The organism is Microcoleus sp. N3A4, assembly GCF_036701805.1.
GTDB lineage: Bacteria > Cyanobacteriota > Cyanobacteriia > Cyanobacteriales > Microcoleaceae > Microcoleus.
The window spans coordinates 102797-122160 of sequence record NZ_JAUBRJ010000012.1 but is presented as its reverse complement, the minus strand read 5'-3'; the positions used below and the strand labels follow the sequence as shown (position 1 = coordinate 122160).

The following is a 19364-nucleotide window of genomic DNA, read 5'->3' as shown; positions in this document are numbered from 1 at the left end:
GTCAAATCAATGCCATCTCCGTTTCCCGGTGTAGATCCCTATTTAGAACATCCTAACCTATGGCCTGAATTACATCACTGGTTGATTAGTGAAATTGCCAGATTTTTATCTCCGCAACTGCGTCCTAAATATCGAGTTGCCGTAGAGTTGCGAATGTATGAAACCAGCGGCGAAAATTCAGTGCTTGTCGGTATTCCCGATGTGACTGTACAGCGTTCTCAGACATCAAATAACCCCGGAGCAAATGTGGCTGTTTTGTCACCTCCAACACAACCGGTGACGGTGACTCTTCCTATACCTGAGATTATTAAGGAAGGTTATTTAGAGATCAGAGGAGTGGAAACAAAAGAAGTAGTCACAACGATCGAAATCCTTTTACCTACTAATAAACGACCTGGAAAAGGCAGGCAAATGTATGAAAAAAAACGCGAACAAATACTGGGCAGTCGCACTCATTTGATTGAGATTGATTTGCTGCGGCGCGGTGAACCAATGCCAATTTTTGGCAATAATCTTGACAGTCAATATCGGATTTTGGTCTGTCGGGGAAATCGCCTTCCATCCGGCGATATGTATCCTTTTAATATTCAAGATTCAATTCCTGCTTTCCCGGTGCCTTTGCGTCCCGAAGACTCTGAACCTATTGTCGATCTGCAAATGCTTTTCAATCAAGTATACGATATTGCGGGTTACGATATGGAAATAGATTACTGTCGGGAGCCAATACCGCCATTATCTGAAACAGATGCAGCTTGGGCAGATGCTTGGTTGCGCGATCGGGGATTGCGGGAATAATTAAAATTTGTCACTCGGCGATTGCGATCGCTATTATATGAAAACAGCGTTCCCATTCCTGCTGTCTAAAGAACAGGCTTTCCGGCCTGTTCCACAAATATTAAAATGTTGCTAAACTGTAAATAGACTTGAGTCAAGGAGTCACATCAATGCCATCTCCCTTTCCCGGTATGGACCCGTATTTAGAGCATCCCGAACTCTGGCCTGCCCTACACCACTGGCTAATTATTGAAATTGCCAGATTATTATCTCCGCAATTACGTCCTAAGTATTTAGTGTCTGTAGAAGTGAGAATGTATGAAACCGCTGACGACAATTTATCAATTGGCATTCCTGACGTAAACGTAATTCAGCCAAGAACTACAACCGAATTAATCACAACATCAAACGTAGCCGTTGCAGCGCCACCAACACAACCCTTGACAGTAAATATTCCCATGCCCTACCAGGTTCGGGAAGGCTATTTAGAAATTAGAGAAAGAGGAAACCAAGAACTAATTACCCTGATTGAAATCCTCTCGCCTAGCAATAAGCGCACAGGAAAAGGACGACAAATGTACGAGGAAAAGCGAGAAGAAATTTTAGGTAGCCGCACTCATTTAATTGAAATAGATTTATTGCGGCGCGGTCGAAAAATGCCAATTATTGGCAATGATGTTGAAAGTCACTATAGCGTTTTGGTGTGTCGGGGAAATCGCCGTCCCAGAGCAGATTTATATGCTTTTAACGTGCAGAACCCGATGCCTGCCTTTCATCTGCCGCTGCGATCGGGCGATACCGAACCTGTCATAAACTTGCAGGAATTATTCACTCAAATTTACGACATAGCAAGTTACGACCTCAAGATAGATTATCGCAACTGGGAAGTCATACCACCGCTGTCAGAGGCCGATACAATTTGGGCAGATGCTTGGTTGCGCGATCGAGGATTGCGAGATTGATTGGGCGTGCAGCTATGCTCTTAGTCTGCGAAGGCAGACTTCGTTTCTGTAGAAGCGATTTCAATCGCCGAGTAACTTAATTCAACAATTGCTTAACAGCTAAACATCTTGACTTTGCATCAACCGCTGCTTCAAACGCGCCGGATCTCCGCGATCGACCACTTGGCCCTTTTCCAACAAAAAAGCCCCATCGCAGTAATTCAACTCATCCAAACGGTGAGTCACCCACAAAGCCGTAATCCCGCGATTTTTCACCAATCCCTGCACCGCCGCCACCAAATCCAACTGAGAATCAGGATCTAACAAAGCCGTCGGTTCGTCCAACAGCAGAATTTCGCAGTGACGGGCGATCGCCCCAGCCAGCGCAATCCGCTGCTTCTGTCCCCCACTCAAAGCATAAATCGGCCGCCGCTGCAAATCCAGCAAATTCACAGCCTCCAAAGCCTCCGCCACCCTCTCGCGCACCTGAACGTTAGAAAGCTTTTCCTCCACCAAACCAAAAGCCACATCCGCACCCACAGTCGGCATCACCAGTTGGTGATCCGGGTTTTGGAACACAAAACCCACCCGCCCGCCCAAGTCAATTTCCCCCGACTGGGGGTGCAGGAGCCCAGCCATCAGCCTCAACAGCGTAGACTTCCCGCTGCCGTTAGTGCCCAAAAGCATCCAAAACTCGCCCTTGGGTACATCCAGAGAGCAACCTTGCAACACTCGATCGCCCGACGGCCAGCAAAAACCCAAATCCCGCACAGCAACCGCTGACTGGCCCATATCGGCACCAACACCCCCAGCCCTCATTCTGCTGCCGACATCGAGACAAAACCCGGGGATCTGCCTGTAGATGACGCCCCCGATTTCTGAGAAACCACCACCCCAGAAATCTCGCTGCTGAGCACAGCCACCTTTTTCTCAGGATTTTTCTCGCAAGTGAGTTCCAATATTTGCGGTTGGGAGTTGCGAATCGCCTCTAAAACCTGCTGGTAAACAGCCTCAGCGTCCTCCGCCAACTTCCGCTGCACCGACAGCGAGACGGGCGTATTCTTCACAATGATGTCAATGCTGAACATATAGTCTTAAAAACCTAAGTTTGGAGCTCTATCCTCAGTATATATATAGGATAGTCCTGGACGCACGTACTGCGATTTTCTGTCCTCCGCGAACGTAGTCAAGCAATCTCAAACCCTTGATTTAACGCCCTTGAGTGCGTAAGTCCTGTAGACTTACCCAAACAAACCCAGTTTCTTAGAAAAATCAGAGGTTGAGGACGATATATATGAAGCAACAGGGTTGCTGACGGAAAGCCCAGAGAGTCTCATAGAGTAGAAATTCCCAAATGTAGAGCAAGGACTTCGGCGACTTCGAGGGCTTCGGGGACTTCGGGGACTTCGGACAAGTCAAGATCCGGAAGTTTTTTAAGAAAAACTTGCTCTTGTAAAGAATTACCCCTATAATCGTCAATACGGTAAAGAAAAGTAAACTCTGTTCATAATCCAACTCGTTTTCTGCTAAGCAGAGGCAACGGTTGGAGACCAATGATCTAGAGACCGATCCGCTGTAATTATATCCATTTGGAGATTTGCGTAATGACAATCGCAGTCGGACGCGCCCAGAACGAAAGAGGCATCTTTGATGTCCTCGACGACTGGCTCAAACGCGATCGCTTCGTCTTCGTAGGCTGGTCTGGCATCCTGCTATTCCCCTGCGCCTACCTAGCCATCGGTGGCTGGTTAACAGGCACCACCTTCGTCACCTCCTGGTACACCCACGGTTTGGCAAGCTCCTACCTCGAAGGAGCCAACTTCCTCACCGTAGCAGTCTCCACCCCAGCCAACAGCCTCGGACACTCCCTGCTGTTCCTGTGGGGCCCCGAAGCACAGTGGGACTTCACCCGCTGGTTCCAACTCGGCGGCCTGTGGACATTTGTTGCCCTCCACGGCGCTTTCGCACTTATAGGCTTTTGCCTGCGTCAGATCGAAATCTCCCGTTTGGTAGGCATCCGCCCCTACAACGCCCTAGCATTCACAGGCCCGATAGCCGTGTTTGTTTCGGTGTTCCTGCTTTACCCCTTGGGTCAATCAGGCTGGTTCTTCGCCCCCAGTTTCGGCGTCGCAGCAATTTTCCGCTTCCTGCTATTCCTGCAAGGCTTCCACAACTGGACGCTCAACCCCTTCCACATGATGGGCGTTGCAGGCATCTTGGGCGGCGCGCTGCTGTGCGCCATCCACGGTGCAACCGTAGAAAACACCTTGTTTGAAGACGGCGACGGTGCTAACACCTTCCGCGCCTTCAACCCAACTCAGTCAGAAGAAACCTACAGTATGGTCACAGCCAACCGTTTTTGGTCGCAAATCTTCGGAATTGCCTTCTCCAACAAGCGCTGGTTGCACTTCTTCATGCTGTTCGTGCCAGTCACAGGCTTGTGGATGAGCTCCATTGGCATCGTCGGTTTAGCATTAAACCTGCGCGCCTATGACTTCGTATCACAAGAATTGCGCGCGGCCGAAGATCCTGAGTTTGAAACGTTCTACACTAAGAACATTCTGCTTAACGAAGGCATTCGTGCTTGGATGGCTCCTACCGACCAACCTCACGAAAACTTCATCTTCCCTGAAGAAGTTCTGCCTCGCGGTAACGCTCTGTAATCAGCGCGAAATATCAAAAATTCCAACATTTTAAAAGGGTAAGATCGAGCAATTTAGGCTTTACCCTTAATGTTTAAAAAGCTCCTGCCGATCGGCGGGAGCTTTTTATTTTATTAAAAGTCTTGTTGCGCCATTCTATAAAAAATAAAAGCGAGATAGAGATAAAAATAATGGGTAGACGAAGAACCGCAGCAGCATTAAAAATTGGGATGGAAATTCCATAAAAGCGTGAGGCTGCTAAAATGGCGCAAAAACTCGCTACTACCCCAAAAACTTTATACGCCAAAAGAATGCTCGACTGAAGTATACCTGCCTGAGTAACCGCTCTTAACAGACAAACCTTTAATCCTTTAAAATTGGGTTAATTACCGTAACTGTTGACGTTCTCGGTTGCATTGGCATTGTACCAGCTTGTTAACTCAACAACAGTCAAATTCTGCCTTCGATCGATGATCTGGCAGACTTTCGCTAAACCAGACGACATCGCCACATCTGGCAAACTCCTATCTGCCAAGCAATCGAGCAGCAGCCGATCGCACATTACCCGCTTTAGATCGATCGCCCCAGAACCCAGCAATCCGCTCAAAATCTCGATCGTCCAATTGCTGTAGAGATCGATCTAAAACCTTGCTGCAGCAGTAATTTCCCCCGATCTTGCAAAAATCTCAATTTGCATCCCCCCACTTCTAATTCCTTGTGTTATTCTAATAATTGTGACTGCTGGAATGATACTCAGAACGCAAGTTCTTTCGGTAACGCTGGCAATGGCTAGCGCACAAATCATCACCTTAAATCTTGTATTTAGGTGATGTGCGTTCAAATATAAAGCCATTTAGCTAAACCTGGAGGTGATGCCCATGATAGAAAGTAGTAAACGCATGGGTCATCAGATTGGAAACTACCGGCTGTGCGCCGGGGCCGCTCACTAGCAGTCAGCCGTCGTTTCCAACTGGAAACGACTTCCACGGGGAACCAGGCTGAGCTAGGGATTCTCCCGGCAGTCAGGTTCTAATCTGAAGACCCGCTAGACCGCTCTCACCTCAAATAGTGTTAAATCTTGAGTATGAAAACTTGAGCCTCAACACTATTGGTGAGAGCGGATAGTTTTTGGTAGGATTTTCCGCAAGTGGACTCTGAATCTGCCATTGCTCATCCCAAAATACAAAAAAAATTATGGCTGACCTACTTAACGATACTGAAATTCAAGAGCGCGCCAGTCTATTGTCAGGATGGACAGTTGAAGGAAAGCAACTGCGCTGTACCCGTTCATTTAAAGATTTTATCGAAGCGATCGCATGGGTGAATAAGTTGGTCGCCCCCTCAGAAGCCGCAGGACATCACCCAGACATAGAAATCTCCTACAACAAAGTTACAGTTAACTTGACAACTCACGATGCCGGAGGCTTAACTGAGAAAGACTTTGAGCTAGCCCAAGAGATTTCTACGCTAGATTAAAAAAGTTGCGTTTTCCCAACAGGAGCCACTGCATCTAGCGACAGTCCCAGATCGCCGAAATCTCGCCAATAAAAAATCGACTCTGGGTTAGAATCGGGTGTGAAAAAGTGTAGATGCCAAAAGTCCAATGTTTCTCACATCTTGCACCATTCTCAAGAACGGGCAAGATGCCCGTTCCACAAAAGATAAATTTTCTCGCTTCACAGGCCGGAGAGCCTGTTCCTAAAAGGCTAGTTGAGAATGGTGCAACTTATAAGATGTTTCAGACTTTCAGGTCTTTCATACAGGATTATTGATTCATTTAACGAGCTGGCGCCGCTTGCGACTGGATTACTCCTGTTTGAGTAGAGGTAAATTCTCCACAAGCGTAAATTCCGGTATGCCCTACCGTACTTAATTAGTTATTGACCGTAAGTTAGGTTTTTTTCAAATGCGAGCTTTCCTACACTGCAACACCTATCGGTGTGATGGAGCGCTCAACTAATCCAGCTAAGTTTTTACCTTGTCTAGTTATACTTAATTTTAGACCTATGACGATCGCAGCAGCGCCAGCACAAGGCCGAGAAAAAAGAACACGGGGACTAAAGTCCCTTGAGACGTTCGGCGAAGCGAGCGTGGAGCCGTCGAGCCGTCGCTTGTCATCCGGGTTCGATCGGGAGGCAATGTTTTCAATCTCTCAGAATATGTTTATAAAAGGCTATTCGCCATCCTCCGACGATGATCGTATTTGAAAAGCCAGAGTTCAAGAACAAGTCTGCGGCAGAAAAAACAGATCTGATAGAAAAGCTTTTAGATATTGGCGCGGCTCTGTCGAGCGCCCAAGATTTGGGCGACTTGTTAAACTTAATTTTATCCAAAAGTAGAGAAATTACCTACAGCGATGCTGGCAGCGTTTACTTAGTAGATCACAGCGACGAAACATCTAAGCTGCTGTTCAAGGTAGCCCAAAACGCTTCTCAAGCCAGACTGTCGTTTAAGGAGTTTGCCCTTCCGCTGACAGACAAAAGCTTGGCGGGATACGTGGCAATTACAGGTCAAAGTTTGAACCTGTCTGATGCCTACGACTTACCCCCGGGCGTACCCTACCAGCTAGATACCAGTTTTGACAGGGATATTAATTACCGCACTTGCTCGGTAATGGTACTGCCGATGCAAAACCGACAGGGCGAGACAATAGGCGTGCTGCAACTGATCAACCGCAAAACAAAAGCAGATGCGGTGCTGAGTGCAGAGAATGCCTGGGAATCGACGCAGCAGTATTCGGAGTGGGAAGAAAGGATAGTTCGCTCGCTCGCTTCTCAAGCAGCAATCTCGATCGAGCGCAATCAACTCCAAGAAAGCATAGAACATTTGTTCGAGGGCTTCGTCAAAGCCTCAGTGCAAGTCATAGAAGCCAGAGACCCCTGTACCTACGGCCATTCAGAACGAGTAGCAGCCCTCACAGTACGCCTGTCAGAAGAAGTAAACACCGTCAGCAGCGGAGGACTGCGCTCTGTTTACTTTAACAACCGCCAAATTCAAGAAATTCGCTACGCCGCCCTGCTGCACGATTTTGGCAAAATCGGAGTCTCCGAAGCAGTTTTGACCAAACAGAAAAAGCTCTACCCCGCACAGCTAGAAATCATTCGCCACCGCTTTGGCTTAGCTCAACGGACGATGGAAATGGAATGCGTCCAGTCTAAATATAAATACTTGCTGGAGCATTCAGCCTACCGAAAACACCCGAGCGACGAGCCAGAGTGCGCTCAATGCCAGGAAATCGAACAGCTAGATACTAAGCTAGCAGAGGCGAAAACCCGATTAGCAGAATACTGGGAAGTGCTGCTAGAGGCAAACGAGCCTCACATTATGGCAGCAGAACCCCTAGCTCAACTGCGAGAGATTTCTCGGCAAACTTACAGAGATATAGACGGGGCAATTAAACCGCTGCTAACCCCAGACGAGATCGTGCAGTTGATGGTGTCGAGGGGCAACCTGACGGCGGAAGAACGATCGGCAATAGAATTTCACGTAACTCACACTTACGAGTTTCTCACTCAAATTCCTTGGACAAAGGATTTAAAAAATGTTCCCGACATTGCCTACGGACATCACGAAAAACTCGACGGCACAGGCTATCCGCGAGGTTTAAACAAGTCAGAAATCCCCATTCAAGCACAATTGATGACGATCGCCGATATTTACGACGCCTTGACAGCAGGCGATCGCCCCTACAAGCGAGCTCTGCGTACAGAGGCAGCGATGAAAATTTTGCGGCAAGAAGCAGCTCACCACAAAATCAACGCCGATTTGTTAGAATTGTTCGACCACCGCCGAGTATTTAGCGTCCTCGGACACAGCTTGGAGGTGAAATTTGAATCAGCCTAGACGAGTCGGGCGTGCTGTGCTAAAAAGTAAATAGGCGATCGAGCGCTATCAAGTGTAAGCAGTCACATCAATCGACAGCCAAAGTCTTGTCTGGTTTTGACGCGGTTGAGTACAGGGTAAAAAACAGGCTCTCCGCAGCAGCCAGTCACATCTATACACTCGGTCAGCCCGAAAGAATCAAAAGAAAAAGTGAATTTTAGGTCTCTTTTTAGAGTATGCTAGTTGAGCAACGACTGACCACATAGAAGACTAGAAAAGTTTCTCTGTAATCGGTGTGAGGATGAGAGTGAATATGTCGAAATTTTTGTGGAGTTACCTACTAATCAGCCCAGCAGTCTTAGGAGCTACCCTAGTAGTTTCTTCGAGCGCGATGGCAGCAGACGCTCAGCAGGCTGCTGATGCGCTCAAGCCGGCTGCCGCCAAAGCTGAAACCGCTGAAACCTCCGAAGCGAAACTAAATGCTTTAGCTGCTGTTTCCGAAACAACTGCAGCCTCCGAGCCAGTCGAAGAAATTTCCCAAGTCGCTGGCAGCGAAACCCAGGCAGCGATTGCAGATTCGGACACGACTGCAACTGAAAGTGCGATCGCCGGAGCCAACACAGCCCCCGCAGCGGCAAATCCCGAAGCGGCATCACAACCTACAAGTGAATCTTTAGCCGCCGCCCGGCCAACAGTCGCTCAACCAGTAGAAAATTCTGCCCCGGCAGCCCAATTAGAAACTCCAGCCCCGGCAGCTACCGCTCTCCCAGAGCAAATCGGTGCAGTTCAATTAGAAACTCCAGCCCCGGCAGTGGCAGAGTCGGCAGAACAAAGTTTGCCCAAACCGGCTGAATCTCTAGCTCAAACTGCCGCACCACAAGAGCAAAACCCAGCAGCCACATTAGAACAGCTCAACCAGTACAGCAGCGAAGGTGCTGCCGGCGGCGAAACTCAAGGTCAAGTTACCTCAGTATCTCAACTTTCCGACGTGCGGCCCACAGACTGGGCATTCCAAGCACTGCAATCCCTAGTCGAGCGCTACGGCTGTATTGCCGGGTATCCCGACGGCACCTTCCGCGGCAACCGCGCCATGACCCGCTACGAATTCGCAGCCGGTTTAAATGCTTGCTTAGACAAGGTTAGCGAGCTAATTAGAGGAGGCACTGGCAACTTCGCCACGAAAGAAGACTTGGCAGCCCTCCAACGGCTCCAAGAAGAATTTGCAGCGGAACTGGCAACCCTGCGCGGTCGCGTCGATGCTTTGGAAGCTCGGACAGCCGAACTCGAAGCCAACCAATTCTCCACCACTACCAAGCTGACTGGGGAAGCAATTTTTGCCCTCAGTGACGACTTTGGCGGCAACGTTGGGTTGTTTGGTCGAGACGAAAGAAGAGTCGGCAGCAACAATAACGAAGCAGTCTTCCAACAGCGGGTGCGTCTCAATTTAAATACGAGCTTCACCGGCAGAGACTTGTTGCTGACCAGGCTTCAAGTCGGCAACGGTCGCAACTTCAATCTTGGGGCTACCAGCGAAGGCACTCAAACTTGGAATGTAGTCGGCAGAACCGACAACGTTTTTGCCCTTGACAGCTTGCTGTACAAGTTTCCCCTCAGCGCGCGGACGAACGTTACCATTGCAGCCAACGCTGGCGTTTGGGACGACATTATGCCGACTGTCAACCCTTACTTTGAAGACTTTGACGGTGGCAACGGAGCACTGAGCGCATTTGGACAGCGCAACCCAATTTACCGCTTGGGCGGTGGCGCGGGGATCGGCTTTGACTATGCCTTCGGCGGCAGGGGCTTGCTGGGCGGCGTGTTCGGCCCGACTTCTCTGTCCTTCGGCTACTTGGCATCAAATGCAGCCAATCCTAGCAAGGGCGCGGGCTTGTTCAACGGCGACTACGCGGCAATGGGCCAGTTGACTTTTACCCCCGGACGCAACTTGCAAGTTGCTTTCAACTACAACCACGGTTACTTTAGCAGAGGTAACTTTGGGTTTGACAACGGTTTAGGGAACGGGCCAGACAGTCTCGGCGGCTTCACCGGTACCGGTGTGGCTAATTCTCTCAACGGTTTGAGCGAAGGCTTTGACGGCTTCCGCGCTCGCAAAGTTGTTAGCAACTCCTACGGCGCTCAGGCTTCGTTCCGGCTGAGCCCGAGGTTTGTAATTGGTGGCTGGGGTGGTTTAACCAATGCTCGCATCATCGGCATCGGCGATGCGAGAATTTGGAACTACGCAGCTACCTTGGCTTTCCCCGATTTAGGGAAAGAAGGTAACTTGCTCGGCTTTGTGGTAGGTCGCGAGCCTTACTTGGATAAACTTGAGGCTCCGAGGAGTTTGCGGAGCTTCAGAAATGACCAGTCGTGGCACGTTGAAGGGTTCTACAAGTACCAGCTCACCGATAACATTTCTCTGACTCCTGGCGTCATTTGGATTACCAACCCCAATCAAAATGACGGTAACGACGACATTATTATTGGTACTCTCAGAACTACTTTCACGTTCTAAGAGCGGGTTAGAGGAGGCAAGGCGGGTCACATACCGTCTCTGCTGGCAACTCTGCCAAATTTAGCCCTGCCTGCAGCAGGGCTTTTTTGTGTACCGGACAGGGTACCGACAATCTACAGCCATCCTAAATAATTTGTGAATTTCTTACGGACTCACAGCGGGTTCGGGGATGGTTGGGGTGGGGTAAAAAATTTACGACTCCTGCAAGGATTGCTATATGAAAAAATAAAAATTATCAGTCATAGACCCAAGAAACCAGTTTCTTGAGGTAATTCCCTCATGGAACCGGAGAAAGTGGAAACGAAAAACCGGGTTTCACAGAAGCGAGAGTGCGCCGCGTCCCAAGTCTGAATTCAGGAAAGTCGATTAAGTTTAGTGGAAAACCGGGGTACAATAGAAGGTAAAGTTAGGAGTTAGAATTCGCAACTCAACATTGAGGAGAATTTTAACATCTGACTTCGGAGTTGATAATTCTGATATTTGAAGCAATTATGGTAGAACTTTCCTGTAAAAGCGAATACGCAATTTTGGCTTTGCTGGAACTGGCTGATTGCTACTCAGAAGGTGAACCGCTGCAAATTCGCCAGATAGCGGCTCAGCAAAATATTCCCGATCGATATTTAGAGCAGTTGCTGGCTACCATGAGACGCTGCGGGCTGATTCGCAGCCAGCGAGGAGCCAAGGGAGGTTATATCTTGGCGAGAGAACCCTGGAAAATTACACTCCTAGAAATTGTCAACTGCCTCGAAGGCTCTGATTTCGATCGCTCTGAAAAAGACTCGCCTGCTCAAACTGTAGAAAGTGCGGTGATTTGGGAAGTTTGGCAAGAAGCGCGCTCAATAGCTAATTCTGTTTTGCAAAAATACACTTTACAGGATATGTGCGAAAAACGCAATGGCAGGCGGCAGCTCAATGTCATGTATTACATCTAGTGAAGGATATTAGACAAGAAAATCTGTAATTATTAGAAATTAACAATTTACTTTCAACCACAAACTGACAAAGATTATGCGTATTGCTGGCGACATTACAGAATTGGTGGGGCGGACGCCCTTGGTGCAACTCAACCGCATTCCCCAAGCTGAAGGCTGCTTGGCTCGGATTGTGGTAAAACTCGAAGGCATGAATCCGGCAGCATCGGTGAAAGACCGCATCGGTGTCAGTATGGTCAATCAAGCCGAGGCCGAAGGGCTGATTAGTCCAGGCAAAACGGTTTTAGTGGAACCGACTTCTGGCAATACCGGAATTGCTCTGGCAATGGTGGCGGCGGCTAAGGGCTACCAGTTGATTTTGACAATGCCGGATACGATGAGCACGGAACGCCGATCGATGCTGCGAGCTTATGGGGCGCAACTAGAACTGACACCGGGAATTGAGGGCATGAGCGGCTGCATCCGCCGCGCTCAAGAGATTGTGGACCAAACTCCAAATGCTTATATGTTGCAGCAGTTCCGCAATCCTGCCAACCCGCAGGTTCACCGTTCGACAACGGCTGAGGAAATTTGGGAAGATACAGACGGCGAGGTGGATTTCCTGATTTCTGGGGTTGGGACTGGTGGGACGATTACGGGTGTGGCGGAGGCGATCAAGTCGCGGAAACCCGAGTTTAAGGCGATCGCCGTTGAGCCGGCCAACAGTCAGGTACTGTCGGGCGGAAAGCCAGGGCCTCACAAAATTCAAGGTATCGGTGCTGGTTTTGTGCCGCCGGTGCTGAATGTGAATTCGATCGACGAGGTGATAGTTGTTACCGATGACGAGGCGATCGCCTACGGCCGCCGCTTGGCTAGAGAAGAAGGACTTTTGTCCGGTATTTCCAGCGGTGCGGCACTATGTGCAGCCCTGAAAGTCGGCAAGCGTCCCGAAAATGCAGGGAAATTGATTGTGATGATTCAGCCTAGCTTCGGCGAACGCTATCTGAGCACTCCCTTGTTCCAAGATCCAGAACTCAATCTGGCGGTGGCTGTCAACTAGGCAAACCTCCAGCCCAAGTCGCAGAAGCTGAAAGCAGGGCGTACAGTGTACGCCCTGCTTGGCTTTTGAGTTTAAAGAATTGCGATAGGTTGTAGCTTCCTCGATCGCGCGCGATGCCGAATTTCTGAAGGGGCTGTTTTTTGAACCGCTTTCGGCGCGTTAGGGAAGCGGGCGCTGAGCGCTCTTGTGGCGAAGGAAGACAAAAGAACAGAAGGAGCTAACTGTTGGCGGGAGCAGCGCTAGAGGAGTCTCCAATGTCGATCGGCTTGCCACTTCAAAAGCATCAATGTTTTTCTAAAATAGATTTATGATAAGTTGAAAACTGAGGTTTTTTACTTAGAATTTTTGACATTTATATCAAATAAATACCTAATAAAGTAGCAAATAATGATATTTTTGTCAAGCACTTTTTCGCAGATTATCCAGATTTCAAGGAAATAACAGCGTGTCTTTCGTTACCAATCACTACAAAACCCTAAAAATTAGCCCAACCGCAACACAAGCCGAGATTAAACAAGCATACCGCCGTTTAGTCAAATTATTTCATCCAGACAGCCAGAGTTCCACAGCCGGTCACGAAGAGATTGTCCGCCTCAATGCAGCCTATGAAATATTAGGAGACGCCCAGCACAGAAAATCTTACGATCGTCAAATTTCTGAGCAAAGCCAACAGCAATCACCCTGTGCACCAAACGTCAGCCGCCAGCAAAAACAAACAGCAAGGGACGCCGACGAACAAATGGAACAGTGGCTGATTAAAGTATACAAACCAGTCAATCGAATGCTCAACAGCATCTTGAAGCCGCTTAAAAAGGAAATAGACGAATTGTCCGCAGATCCGTTTGATGACGAACTCATAGAAAAGTTTCAACTTTATATCGAAACCAGCCGCGAGTTTCTCAAAAAAGCTCATAACTTTCTTAGATCGATGCCCAATCCATCTAATGTAGCCGGAGTTGCGGCCCATCTCTACTACTGTATAAATCAAGTCGGAGACGGGATAGAAGAATTGCAGCTATTTACCCTCAATTATGACGATCGCCACTTGCACACCGGTCAAGAACTGTTTAGAATTGCCGCTAGACTGCGGCGGGAAGCACAGGATGAATTAAAAATTAAAAGTTAGTTAGTCAAGGAGAGGGGGAGAGGGGAGAGTGGGAGAGTGGGAGAGTGGGAGAGTGGGAGAGTGGGAGAATTGCCCAATTACCAATTACCAATTCCCAATTTCCAATTCCCTCAACATTCATCCGTTAAATCCGTTAAATCCCTTACAGTGCTTCGTTGCCGAACTTTTTTCCCGTATCAAATTCCAAACAGAACTTGAATTCGCTTGCGAATTTTAATAAGAGGAGTTTGTTCCAGAGAGTCGCCATCTAACAATCCCAAATCTCTCAAAGCTTGCTGGCGTTCCGACAATTTTTGAGCAATCTGATCTGCTAAATTCGGTTGTTCTCTTAAAAGTTTTTGCAAATCGTGGCGTTCTACCACAAACAAAATTGCATCTTCGCTAGTTTTAACAGTCGCCGTTCTCGGAGTTCCCAACAGCAAAGATATTTCCCCAAAAAACTCGCCCTCGTGAAGCGTAGCAATATACTGACCGGCTTTTTGAGAAAGAACTTCGACAGTACCCGAAAGAATAATATAAAAAGAATCGCCCGGGTCATTTTCTTTGCATACAACCTGTCCCGCTGGAAACAGTTGTCGGTAGCCGTATTCAATTAACTGTCGCAGTTCTAAATCCGTACACTGTTCAAAATAAGTTACTCGCCGCAACAAATCTCGCAGCGTCCAATTATTAGGCGATTTAGGCCCGGGATTTTTATGATCGGAAACGGTGGAATTAGATTTGAGTTCTGTTGAATGTTTGGCATTCTGCGGAAACAGTTTTCCGTTGGAATTATCGTCTTTGCGATCGTGAAAAACTTTAGTTAACTCTTGCGGGTTTCGCAGCCACAAATCCCGCTGGGGAAATGGAATTTCAATATTTCGGTGCCGGAATTCGTAATCTATTAAAAAATTGACCGCACTTTTAATGGCGTTGCTTTCCTGCGGCTGGTCAATCCAAACTAAAAGTTCAAAATTTAAAGCGTTATCTCCAAAACCGCAAAACCATACTTTAGGAGAAGGATGGGACAAGACGTTCGATTCCATCCGCGCCGCAATTAACAGCGCTTCCGTAACTATTACTGGGTCCGATCCGTAAGCAACGCCGATGGGGATGTGGAGGCGGCATCTGGGGTCTCTGTAACTCCAGTTAATAATATTTGTTTCTACAAACTTAATATTTGGTATGATTACAAAGAGACCGTCAATTGTTTTGATAATTGTCGAGCGAATCGAAATTGTTTCTACTGTTCCTAATAAGCTGTCTATTTCAATAAAATCTCCCACTCTAATTTGGTGCTCGAATAGCAGGGTGAGACCGCTGATAAAGTTGCTGGCGAGATTTTGCAACCCGAAGCCGAAGCCAATGCCGACAACGCCTGCTAAGACGGTGAGAGAAGTGAGGTCTAGGCCGGCACCTTGCATAACTAATATGCAGCCAAGAGTTGCCAAAATATAGCTAATGATGGTGGAAATAGCTTCTCGACTGCCGCGATCCAATCCCATCCGAACTAGCAGGCTGCGTTTGATTCCTTCACTGATGAGACGAGCTATAATTAAGGTAAATATAGCTAAGATGAGCAGTTTGACGATCGCGCCGATCGACAGATGAGTGTCCCCGACATAAAATAGCGGGGTTGTCATCGCACCAGACAAATTTTCAAAAAAGCGATCGGCTCGTGCAGTAATCCAATTCATTAATATCTCGTAATTGGTGATTGGTAATGGGCGATCGGTTTTGGTTGCAATTTAACGGCAGACTGCGAGCTATTGCAGAGCTTAGACGAAAAAATCTAAATGTAGAGTGTCCAGTGTTGCAAAAAAAGTCGATTCCCTACCCAACGGGCCCGCACGCACGTTCGGGATAGCCCCGAAGAGCGCGTACTTTCTTAAAGACTTGTAACTGATGGCGAGAAACTGTTTTGTAGCAGTATTTTCTGCCGGATATCTGTGTTGTGGCGCAAAATAGGCCCTGCAGCTCGATCGGCGATGTGTTGCCAATATCTGGAAAATTGGTAGAAATTCATTAACAGCACCCTCAAATTATCGAAAAATTCCAGCAAAAATTAGTTTATCCTTAAGAAGTAAGTCCTTTACAGAACTTAACAAGCTTACCCTACTTGACTTTTATGCAGTGCATCATCAATCGTCGGGCACAGTTTTCGGCGAGTCACCGGTACTGGCTGCCGGAGTTGAGCGAAGCCGAGAACTTTGAGCGGTTTGGCCCAACTGCCCGCGCACCGGGACACGGACACAATTACGTCCTTTACGTTTCCATGATAGGCGAACTCGACGAGTACGGCATGGTGCTCAACCTGTCTGATGTCAAGCACGTCATCAAGCGGGAAGTTACCAAGGATCTCGATTTTTCCTACCTTAACGAAGCGTGGCCGGAATTTGAGCAGACTCTGCCAACTACCGAAAACATTGCACGGCAAATTTGGTTGCGGCTAGCCCCTCATTTACCTGTGAGCAAAATTCAATTGTTTGAACATCCCGAACTTTGGGCTGAATATTTAGGAAACGGAATGGAAGCTTATTTAACTTTGTCCACTCATTTTAGCGCCGCCCATCGGTTGGCTCGTCCAGATTTGAGTTTTGAAGAAAATTCGGAAATTTACGGCAAATGTGCTCGTCCCAACGGTCACGGTCACAACTATCATTTAGAGGTGACTGTTAAAGGGGAAATTGATGCGCGGACTGGCATGATTGCTGATTTGGGAGCTTTGCAAAAAGCCGTTGACGATTATGTTGTTGAACCGTTCGATCACACTTTTTTAAATAAGGATATTGCCTATTTTGAAAATGTTGTGCCGACTGCGGAAAATATTGCGGTTCGGATCGGGCAATTATTGCGATCGCCCGTTCGGGAATTGGGCGCAGAGTTGCACAAGATTAAACTGATTGAAAGTCCGAATAATAGCTGTGAAATTTACGGCGCTGATTTAGAGGAAGTGGCGGCTGAACGTCAGCAACCGTCAGCGGTTTTAGCTGGGGTTGAAAGCTAAAAATTTGGTCGGTTGGGGCGGTGAACCGAGATATTGGGCAATTGTGCAGATTGGTAAAACCGCCAAATCATTAAACCGGGCGATCGCAATTTGGGCAATTTACCGACAATTCGGGCGATCGAAGTTGGGGCGGGCGGGTTTATTGATATTTTCGTTAGAAAGTTAAGATGTGGGTGAACCCGGCCCTACCAGCCTAATGATGATTCCGAGGATTATTCAACCGGATTAGGCGCGAGAATATATTCTTTCAAAAAAGTTCCACAGCCAGAATTATTGGCACTTTTCCTGACAAGTCAGACTCCGCGCGTATTTTGGAGATAGTAAGCCAGCATTCCTCATGTCAGCTATTCTAACTGCTGACAGTATGAGGTCGATCGCCCGATCGCTGACAACCAAGCACTAATTTCTCCTAGGTGAGTTGACGTTTATGCGGGTCTCAAATGTAGCTCTCTTGACTCTGGCCGCCCTCGCATCCCAGAATTTAACTACCAATACAAGCGCCAATCCTGCTGCGCCTCCCGTCTCTCCTCAGACACCGCAGGCTAGCAACTTTGTTGATGCGATAAATACTACCGTATCCCGTCGGGCTGAGTCAGTTAGCGCACCTGAGACGATCGCCCACGAACAATTTTCCGCAAATACTACCGTATCCCGTCGGGCTGAGTTAGTTAGCGCACCTGAGACGATCGCCCACGAACAATTTTCCCCGCGAATTGCTGTAAAATCGCCGACAGGTTTGCTGGTAGCGGCCGCTCAACCGGAGTTATCTGCTGCTGCAAAAACCAAGACGAATCCTCCTGCTGCATCCGGCGATGAACTAACAAAATCTTTACAAGAAACCTGGCTGGCTAAATTAATCGAAACCGGGGTTGAAAGCAATCCTCAAGTTCGCGATGTTTTCGCTTTGATCTCGTCGCCTACTGGCAGTGATGAATCTGGATACGGTTTTAATAGTACCATAACTCTGCTCAATATTTTACTAATTCTTGGTACTGTATTTCCACCAGTGACAATTGCCTTTTTTTGGATGATGCGACGGCTGATAATCAAACAGTTAGTTGCTGATGCAAATAAAAGATTGCAGGGCATTGGTGTGTTGGAATCAGAGCTGCTCAATTCTAGCCAACTGACTCAAAAGTTGAGGAATGAATTAGAAGCGCAAATGGGTGCCGCTAAACAATCCATTGATTTTTTAACTAGAGAAACTGAACTTTCCAAATCTTCCGTCGAGCAAATTGAGACTCTCAAATCTCAATTTATCATGCACCTGCAAGTTTTGTTGACAGAAGTTGACGAGAAAAAATCTCAAATTGTTCAAGAAATTTCCCAAGTTCCCGCAGTTGTTGCCAAGGAAGCTCTCAAACTCGCAACTCAACCGCAGTTAAACAATTCCCAAAATTCGCAAACTGCACCTGCTAGCGACGAAAATTTGATTGCTGACGATTATATCAAGCAAGGCGAAGGGCTTTATTTTCAAGGCAATTATTATGAGGCAGTAGTCTGCCTGGAAAAAGCTATTTTAGCGAATAATAATTTGGATGAGGCTTGGTATTGGCGCGGAAATGTGTTAATAAAATTGCAGCGCCACGAAGAAGCACTCGCCTGTTACGACCAAGCAATATCAATTAAACCGGATAACCACGAAGCGTGGTATAATAAAGCGAATTTGCTGGGAAAAATGCACAGGTATCAAGAGGCGATCGCCTGTTACGAGCGAGCAAGTTCGAGCGAATCCCGAAAATACGGTTGTTGGCACAGTATAGCGGCTTTGTTGGGTAAATTGCAGCATTACGAAGAAGCGATCGCCAGTTACGATCGCGCCCTGGCTATCAAAGCAAACGACAGCGAAATTTGGCACAACCGAGGCGCGATGCTGGGCAAAATACAGCAGTACGCAGCAGCAGTTGATTCTTACGATCGCGCTCTTGCTCTCAATCCCAAGAGATACGAAACTTGGTACAACCGAGGCAATATGCTGTGGAGATTGTTCCGCTACAGCGATGCTATTGCTTCTTACGATCGAGCTCTGGGCATCCGACCCGACAAATACGAAATTTGGTACAATAAAGGCGGAGTTCTCGGAAAAATGCAGCGCTATCAAGAAGCGATCGCATCCTACGACAAAGCAATTGCCATTAAACCGCAGGATTTTGAAGTGTGGCACAACCGAGGCGCAGCTTTCGAGAAACTGTCGCAGCCCGAAGCAGCAATTGCATCTTACGAATCAGCAATTACCCTTAATTCGGAGTGTTACGAAGCTTGGTTTGGTAAAGGCGAATCATTGGCAAAATTGCAGCGCAATGAAGAAGCGATCGCAGCTTATGAGAAAGCAATTGCTATTAAGCCCGACTCCTACGACGCTTGGCACCACTTCGGGACAGCTTTGTCAGCATTAAAGCGGTATGAGGAAGCAATGGCAGCTTACGATCGCGCGATCGCCATCAAGCCCGAAAATGCCGAAGCTTGGCGCGATCGAGGCGCAGTTATATCAGAATTAAAGCAGGATACAGACAAAATTGAATCGGGTGAAAAAGAGACTGAAGTTAAGCTCAATTCGGTTGTTCAAAATTCCTAGGTGTCAGTTATTGGG

At 47.8% G+C, this 19364-nt stretch carries 17 protein-coding genes; 12 read left to right on the top strand and 5 right to left on the bottom strand.

The features are described 5' to 3' along the window. The first annotated feature begins 9 nt into the window (after nt 1-9). Both QUA56_RS09910 and QUA56_RS09905 read left to right on the top strand, forming a co-directional pair. Nucleotides 10-795 (top strand): DUF4058 family protein, encoded by a 786-nt coding sequence (locus QUA56_RS09910; protein ID WP_333356508.1) that lies wholly within the window; start codon nt 10-12, stop codon nt 793-795. 149 nt (nt 796-944) lie between these two features. After that, the gene (locus QUA56_RS09905) at nt 945-1736 is read left to right on the top strand and encodes a DUF4058 family protein (protein ID WP_333356505.1); all 792 of its coding nucleotides are present in this window, start codon (nt 945-947) and stop codon (nt 1734-1736) included. A gap of 99 nt (nt 1737-1835) precedes the next feature. On the opposite strand, the gene QUA56_RS09900 is transcribed toward QUA56_RS09905, so the two are convergent. Continuing rightward, the gene (locus QUA56_RS09900) at nt 1836-2534 is read right to left on the bottom strand and encodes an energy-coupling factor ABC transporter ATP-binding protein (RefSeq protein WP_445242889.1); all 699 of its coding nucleotides are present in this window, start codon (nt 2532-2534) and stop codon (nt 1836-1838) included. Beyond that, a complete protein-coding gene (locus QUA56_RS09895; protein ID WP_333356500.1) occupies nt 2531-2803 on the bottom strand; it encodes a hypothetical protein in 273 nt (90 codons plus the stop codon). Before QUA56_RS09895 ends, QUA56_RS09900 begins: the two co-directional genes overlap by 4 nt. 516 nt (nt 2804-3319) lie before the next feature. Here QUA56_RS09895 and psbD point away from each other — a divergent pair. After that, entirely contained in the window at nt 3320-4378 is a 1059-nt protein-coding gene (psbD, locus tag QUA56_RS09890) for a photosystem II D2 protein (photosystem q(a) protein) (RefSeq protein ID WP_333356497.1), read from the top strand. A 73-nt stretch (nt 4379-4451) separates the two neighbouring features. On the opposite strand, the gene QUA56_RS09885 is transcribed toward psbD, so the two are convergent. Continuing rightward, nucleotides 4452-4664 carry a hypothetical protein gene (locus QUA56_RS09885; RefSeq protein ID WP_333356494.1) on the bottom strand — a complete coding sequence of 71 codons (213 nt, stop codon included), beginning with the start codon at nt 4662-4664 and terminating at the stop codon, nt 4452-4454. 75 nt (nt 4665-4739) lie between these two features. After that, nucleotides 4740-4964: a hypothetical protein gene (locus QUA56_RS09880; RefSeq protein ID WP_333356492.1), complete on the bottom strand. Its 225-nt coding sequence runs from the start codon at nt 4962-4964 to the stop codon at nt 4740-4742. Nucleotides 4965-5551: 587 nt separating this feature from the next. Between QUA56_RS09880 and QUA56_RS09875 the strand changes: the two genes are divergently transcribed. The 6 genes from QUA56_RS09875 to QUA56_RS09850 all read left to right on the top strand — a co-directional run bounded on the left by QUA56_RS09875 (nt 5552) and on the right by QUA56_RS09850 (nt 13788). Then, complete coding sequence (locus QUA56_RS09875) at nt 5552-5833, top strand: 4a-hydroxytetrahydrobiopterin dehydratase (RefSeq protein WP_333356489.1); 282 nt, start codon at nt 5552-5554, stop codon at nt 5831-5833. Nucleotides 5834-6550: 717 nt separating this feature from the next. Next, on the top strand, nt 6551-8200 hold the full coding sequence (locus QUA56_RS09870; RefSeq protein WP_333356486.1) for an HD domain-containing phosphohydrolase: 1650 nt from the start codon (nt 6551-6553) through the stop codon (nt 8198-8200). Nucleotides 8201-8492: 292 nt separating this feature from the next. Then, the gene (locus QUA56_RS09865) at nt 8493-10691 is read left to right on the top strand and encodes an iron uptake porin (protein WP_333356483.1); all 2199 of its coding nucleotides are present in this window, start codon (nt 8493-8495) and stop codon (nt 10689-10691) included. 491 nt (nt 10692-11182) lie between these two features. After that, complete coding sequence (locus QUA56_RS09860) at nt 11183-11623, top strand: Rrf2 family transcriptional regulator (RefSeq protein ID WP_333356480.1); 441 nt, start codon at nt 11183-11185, stop codon at nt 11621-11623. Between the two features lie 76 nt (nt 11624-11699). Next, nucleotides 11700-12662: a cysteine synthase A gene (gene cysK, locus QUA56_RS09855; RefSeq protein WP_333356477.1), complete on the top strand. Its 963-nt coding sequence runs from the start codon at nt 11700-11702 to the stop codon at nt 12660-12662. A 445-nt stretch (nt 12663-13107) separates the two neighbouring features. After that, nucleotides 13108-13788, top strand: coding sequence for a J domain-containing protein (locus tag QUA56_RS09850; RefSeq protein ID WP_333356474.1), 681 nt, complete (start codon nt 13108-13110; stop codon nt 13786-13788). Nucleotides 13789-13964: 176 nt separating this feature from the next. Here QUA56_RS09850 and QUA56_RS09845 read toward each other — a convergent pair whose 3' ends face one another. Beyond that, nucleotides 13965-15464, bottom strand: a complete 1500-nt coding sequence (locus tag QUA56_RS09845) for a cyclic nucleotide-binding domain-containing protein (RefSeq protein WP_333356471.1) — start codon at nt 15462-15464, stop codon at nt 13965-13967. 431 nt (nt 15465-15895) lie between these two features. On the opposite strand from QUA56_RS09845, the gene QUA56_RS09840 reads away from it, so the two are divergent. The 3 genes from QUA56_RS09840 to QUA56_RS09830 all read left to right on the top strand — a co-directional run bounded on the left by QUA56_RS09840 (nt 15896) and on the right by QUA56_RS09830 (nt 19349). After that, nucleotides 15896-16774 (top strand): 6-carboxytetrahydropterin synthase, encoded by an 879-nt coding sequence (locus tag QUA56_RS09840; RefSeq protein WP_333356469.1) that lies wholly within the window; start codon nt 15896-15898, stop codon nt 16772-16774. Continuing rightward, a complete protein-coding gene (locus QUA56_RS09835) occupies nt 16764-16940 on the top strand; it encodes a hypothetical protein (RefSeq protein ID WP_333356467.1) in 177 nt (58 codons plus the stop codon). The genes QUA56_RS09840 and QUA56_RS09835 overlap by 11 nt, the downstream gene beginning before the upstream one ends. A 261-nt stretch (nt 16941-17201) precedes the next feature. After that, nucleotides 17202-19349 (top strand): tetratricopeptide repeat protein, encoded by a 2148-nt coding sequence (locus QUA56_RS09830; protein WP_333356465.1) that lies wholly within the window; start codon nt 17202-17204, stop codon nt 19347-19349. Nucleotides 19350-19364 lie beyond the last annotated feature (15 nt).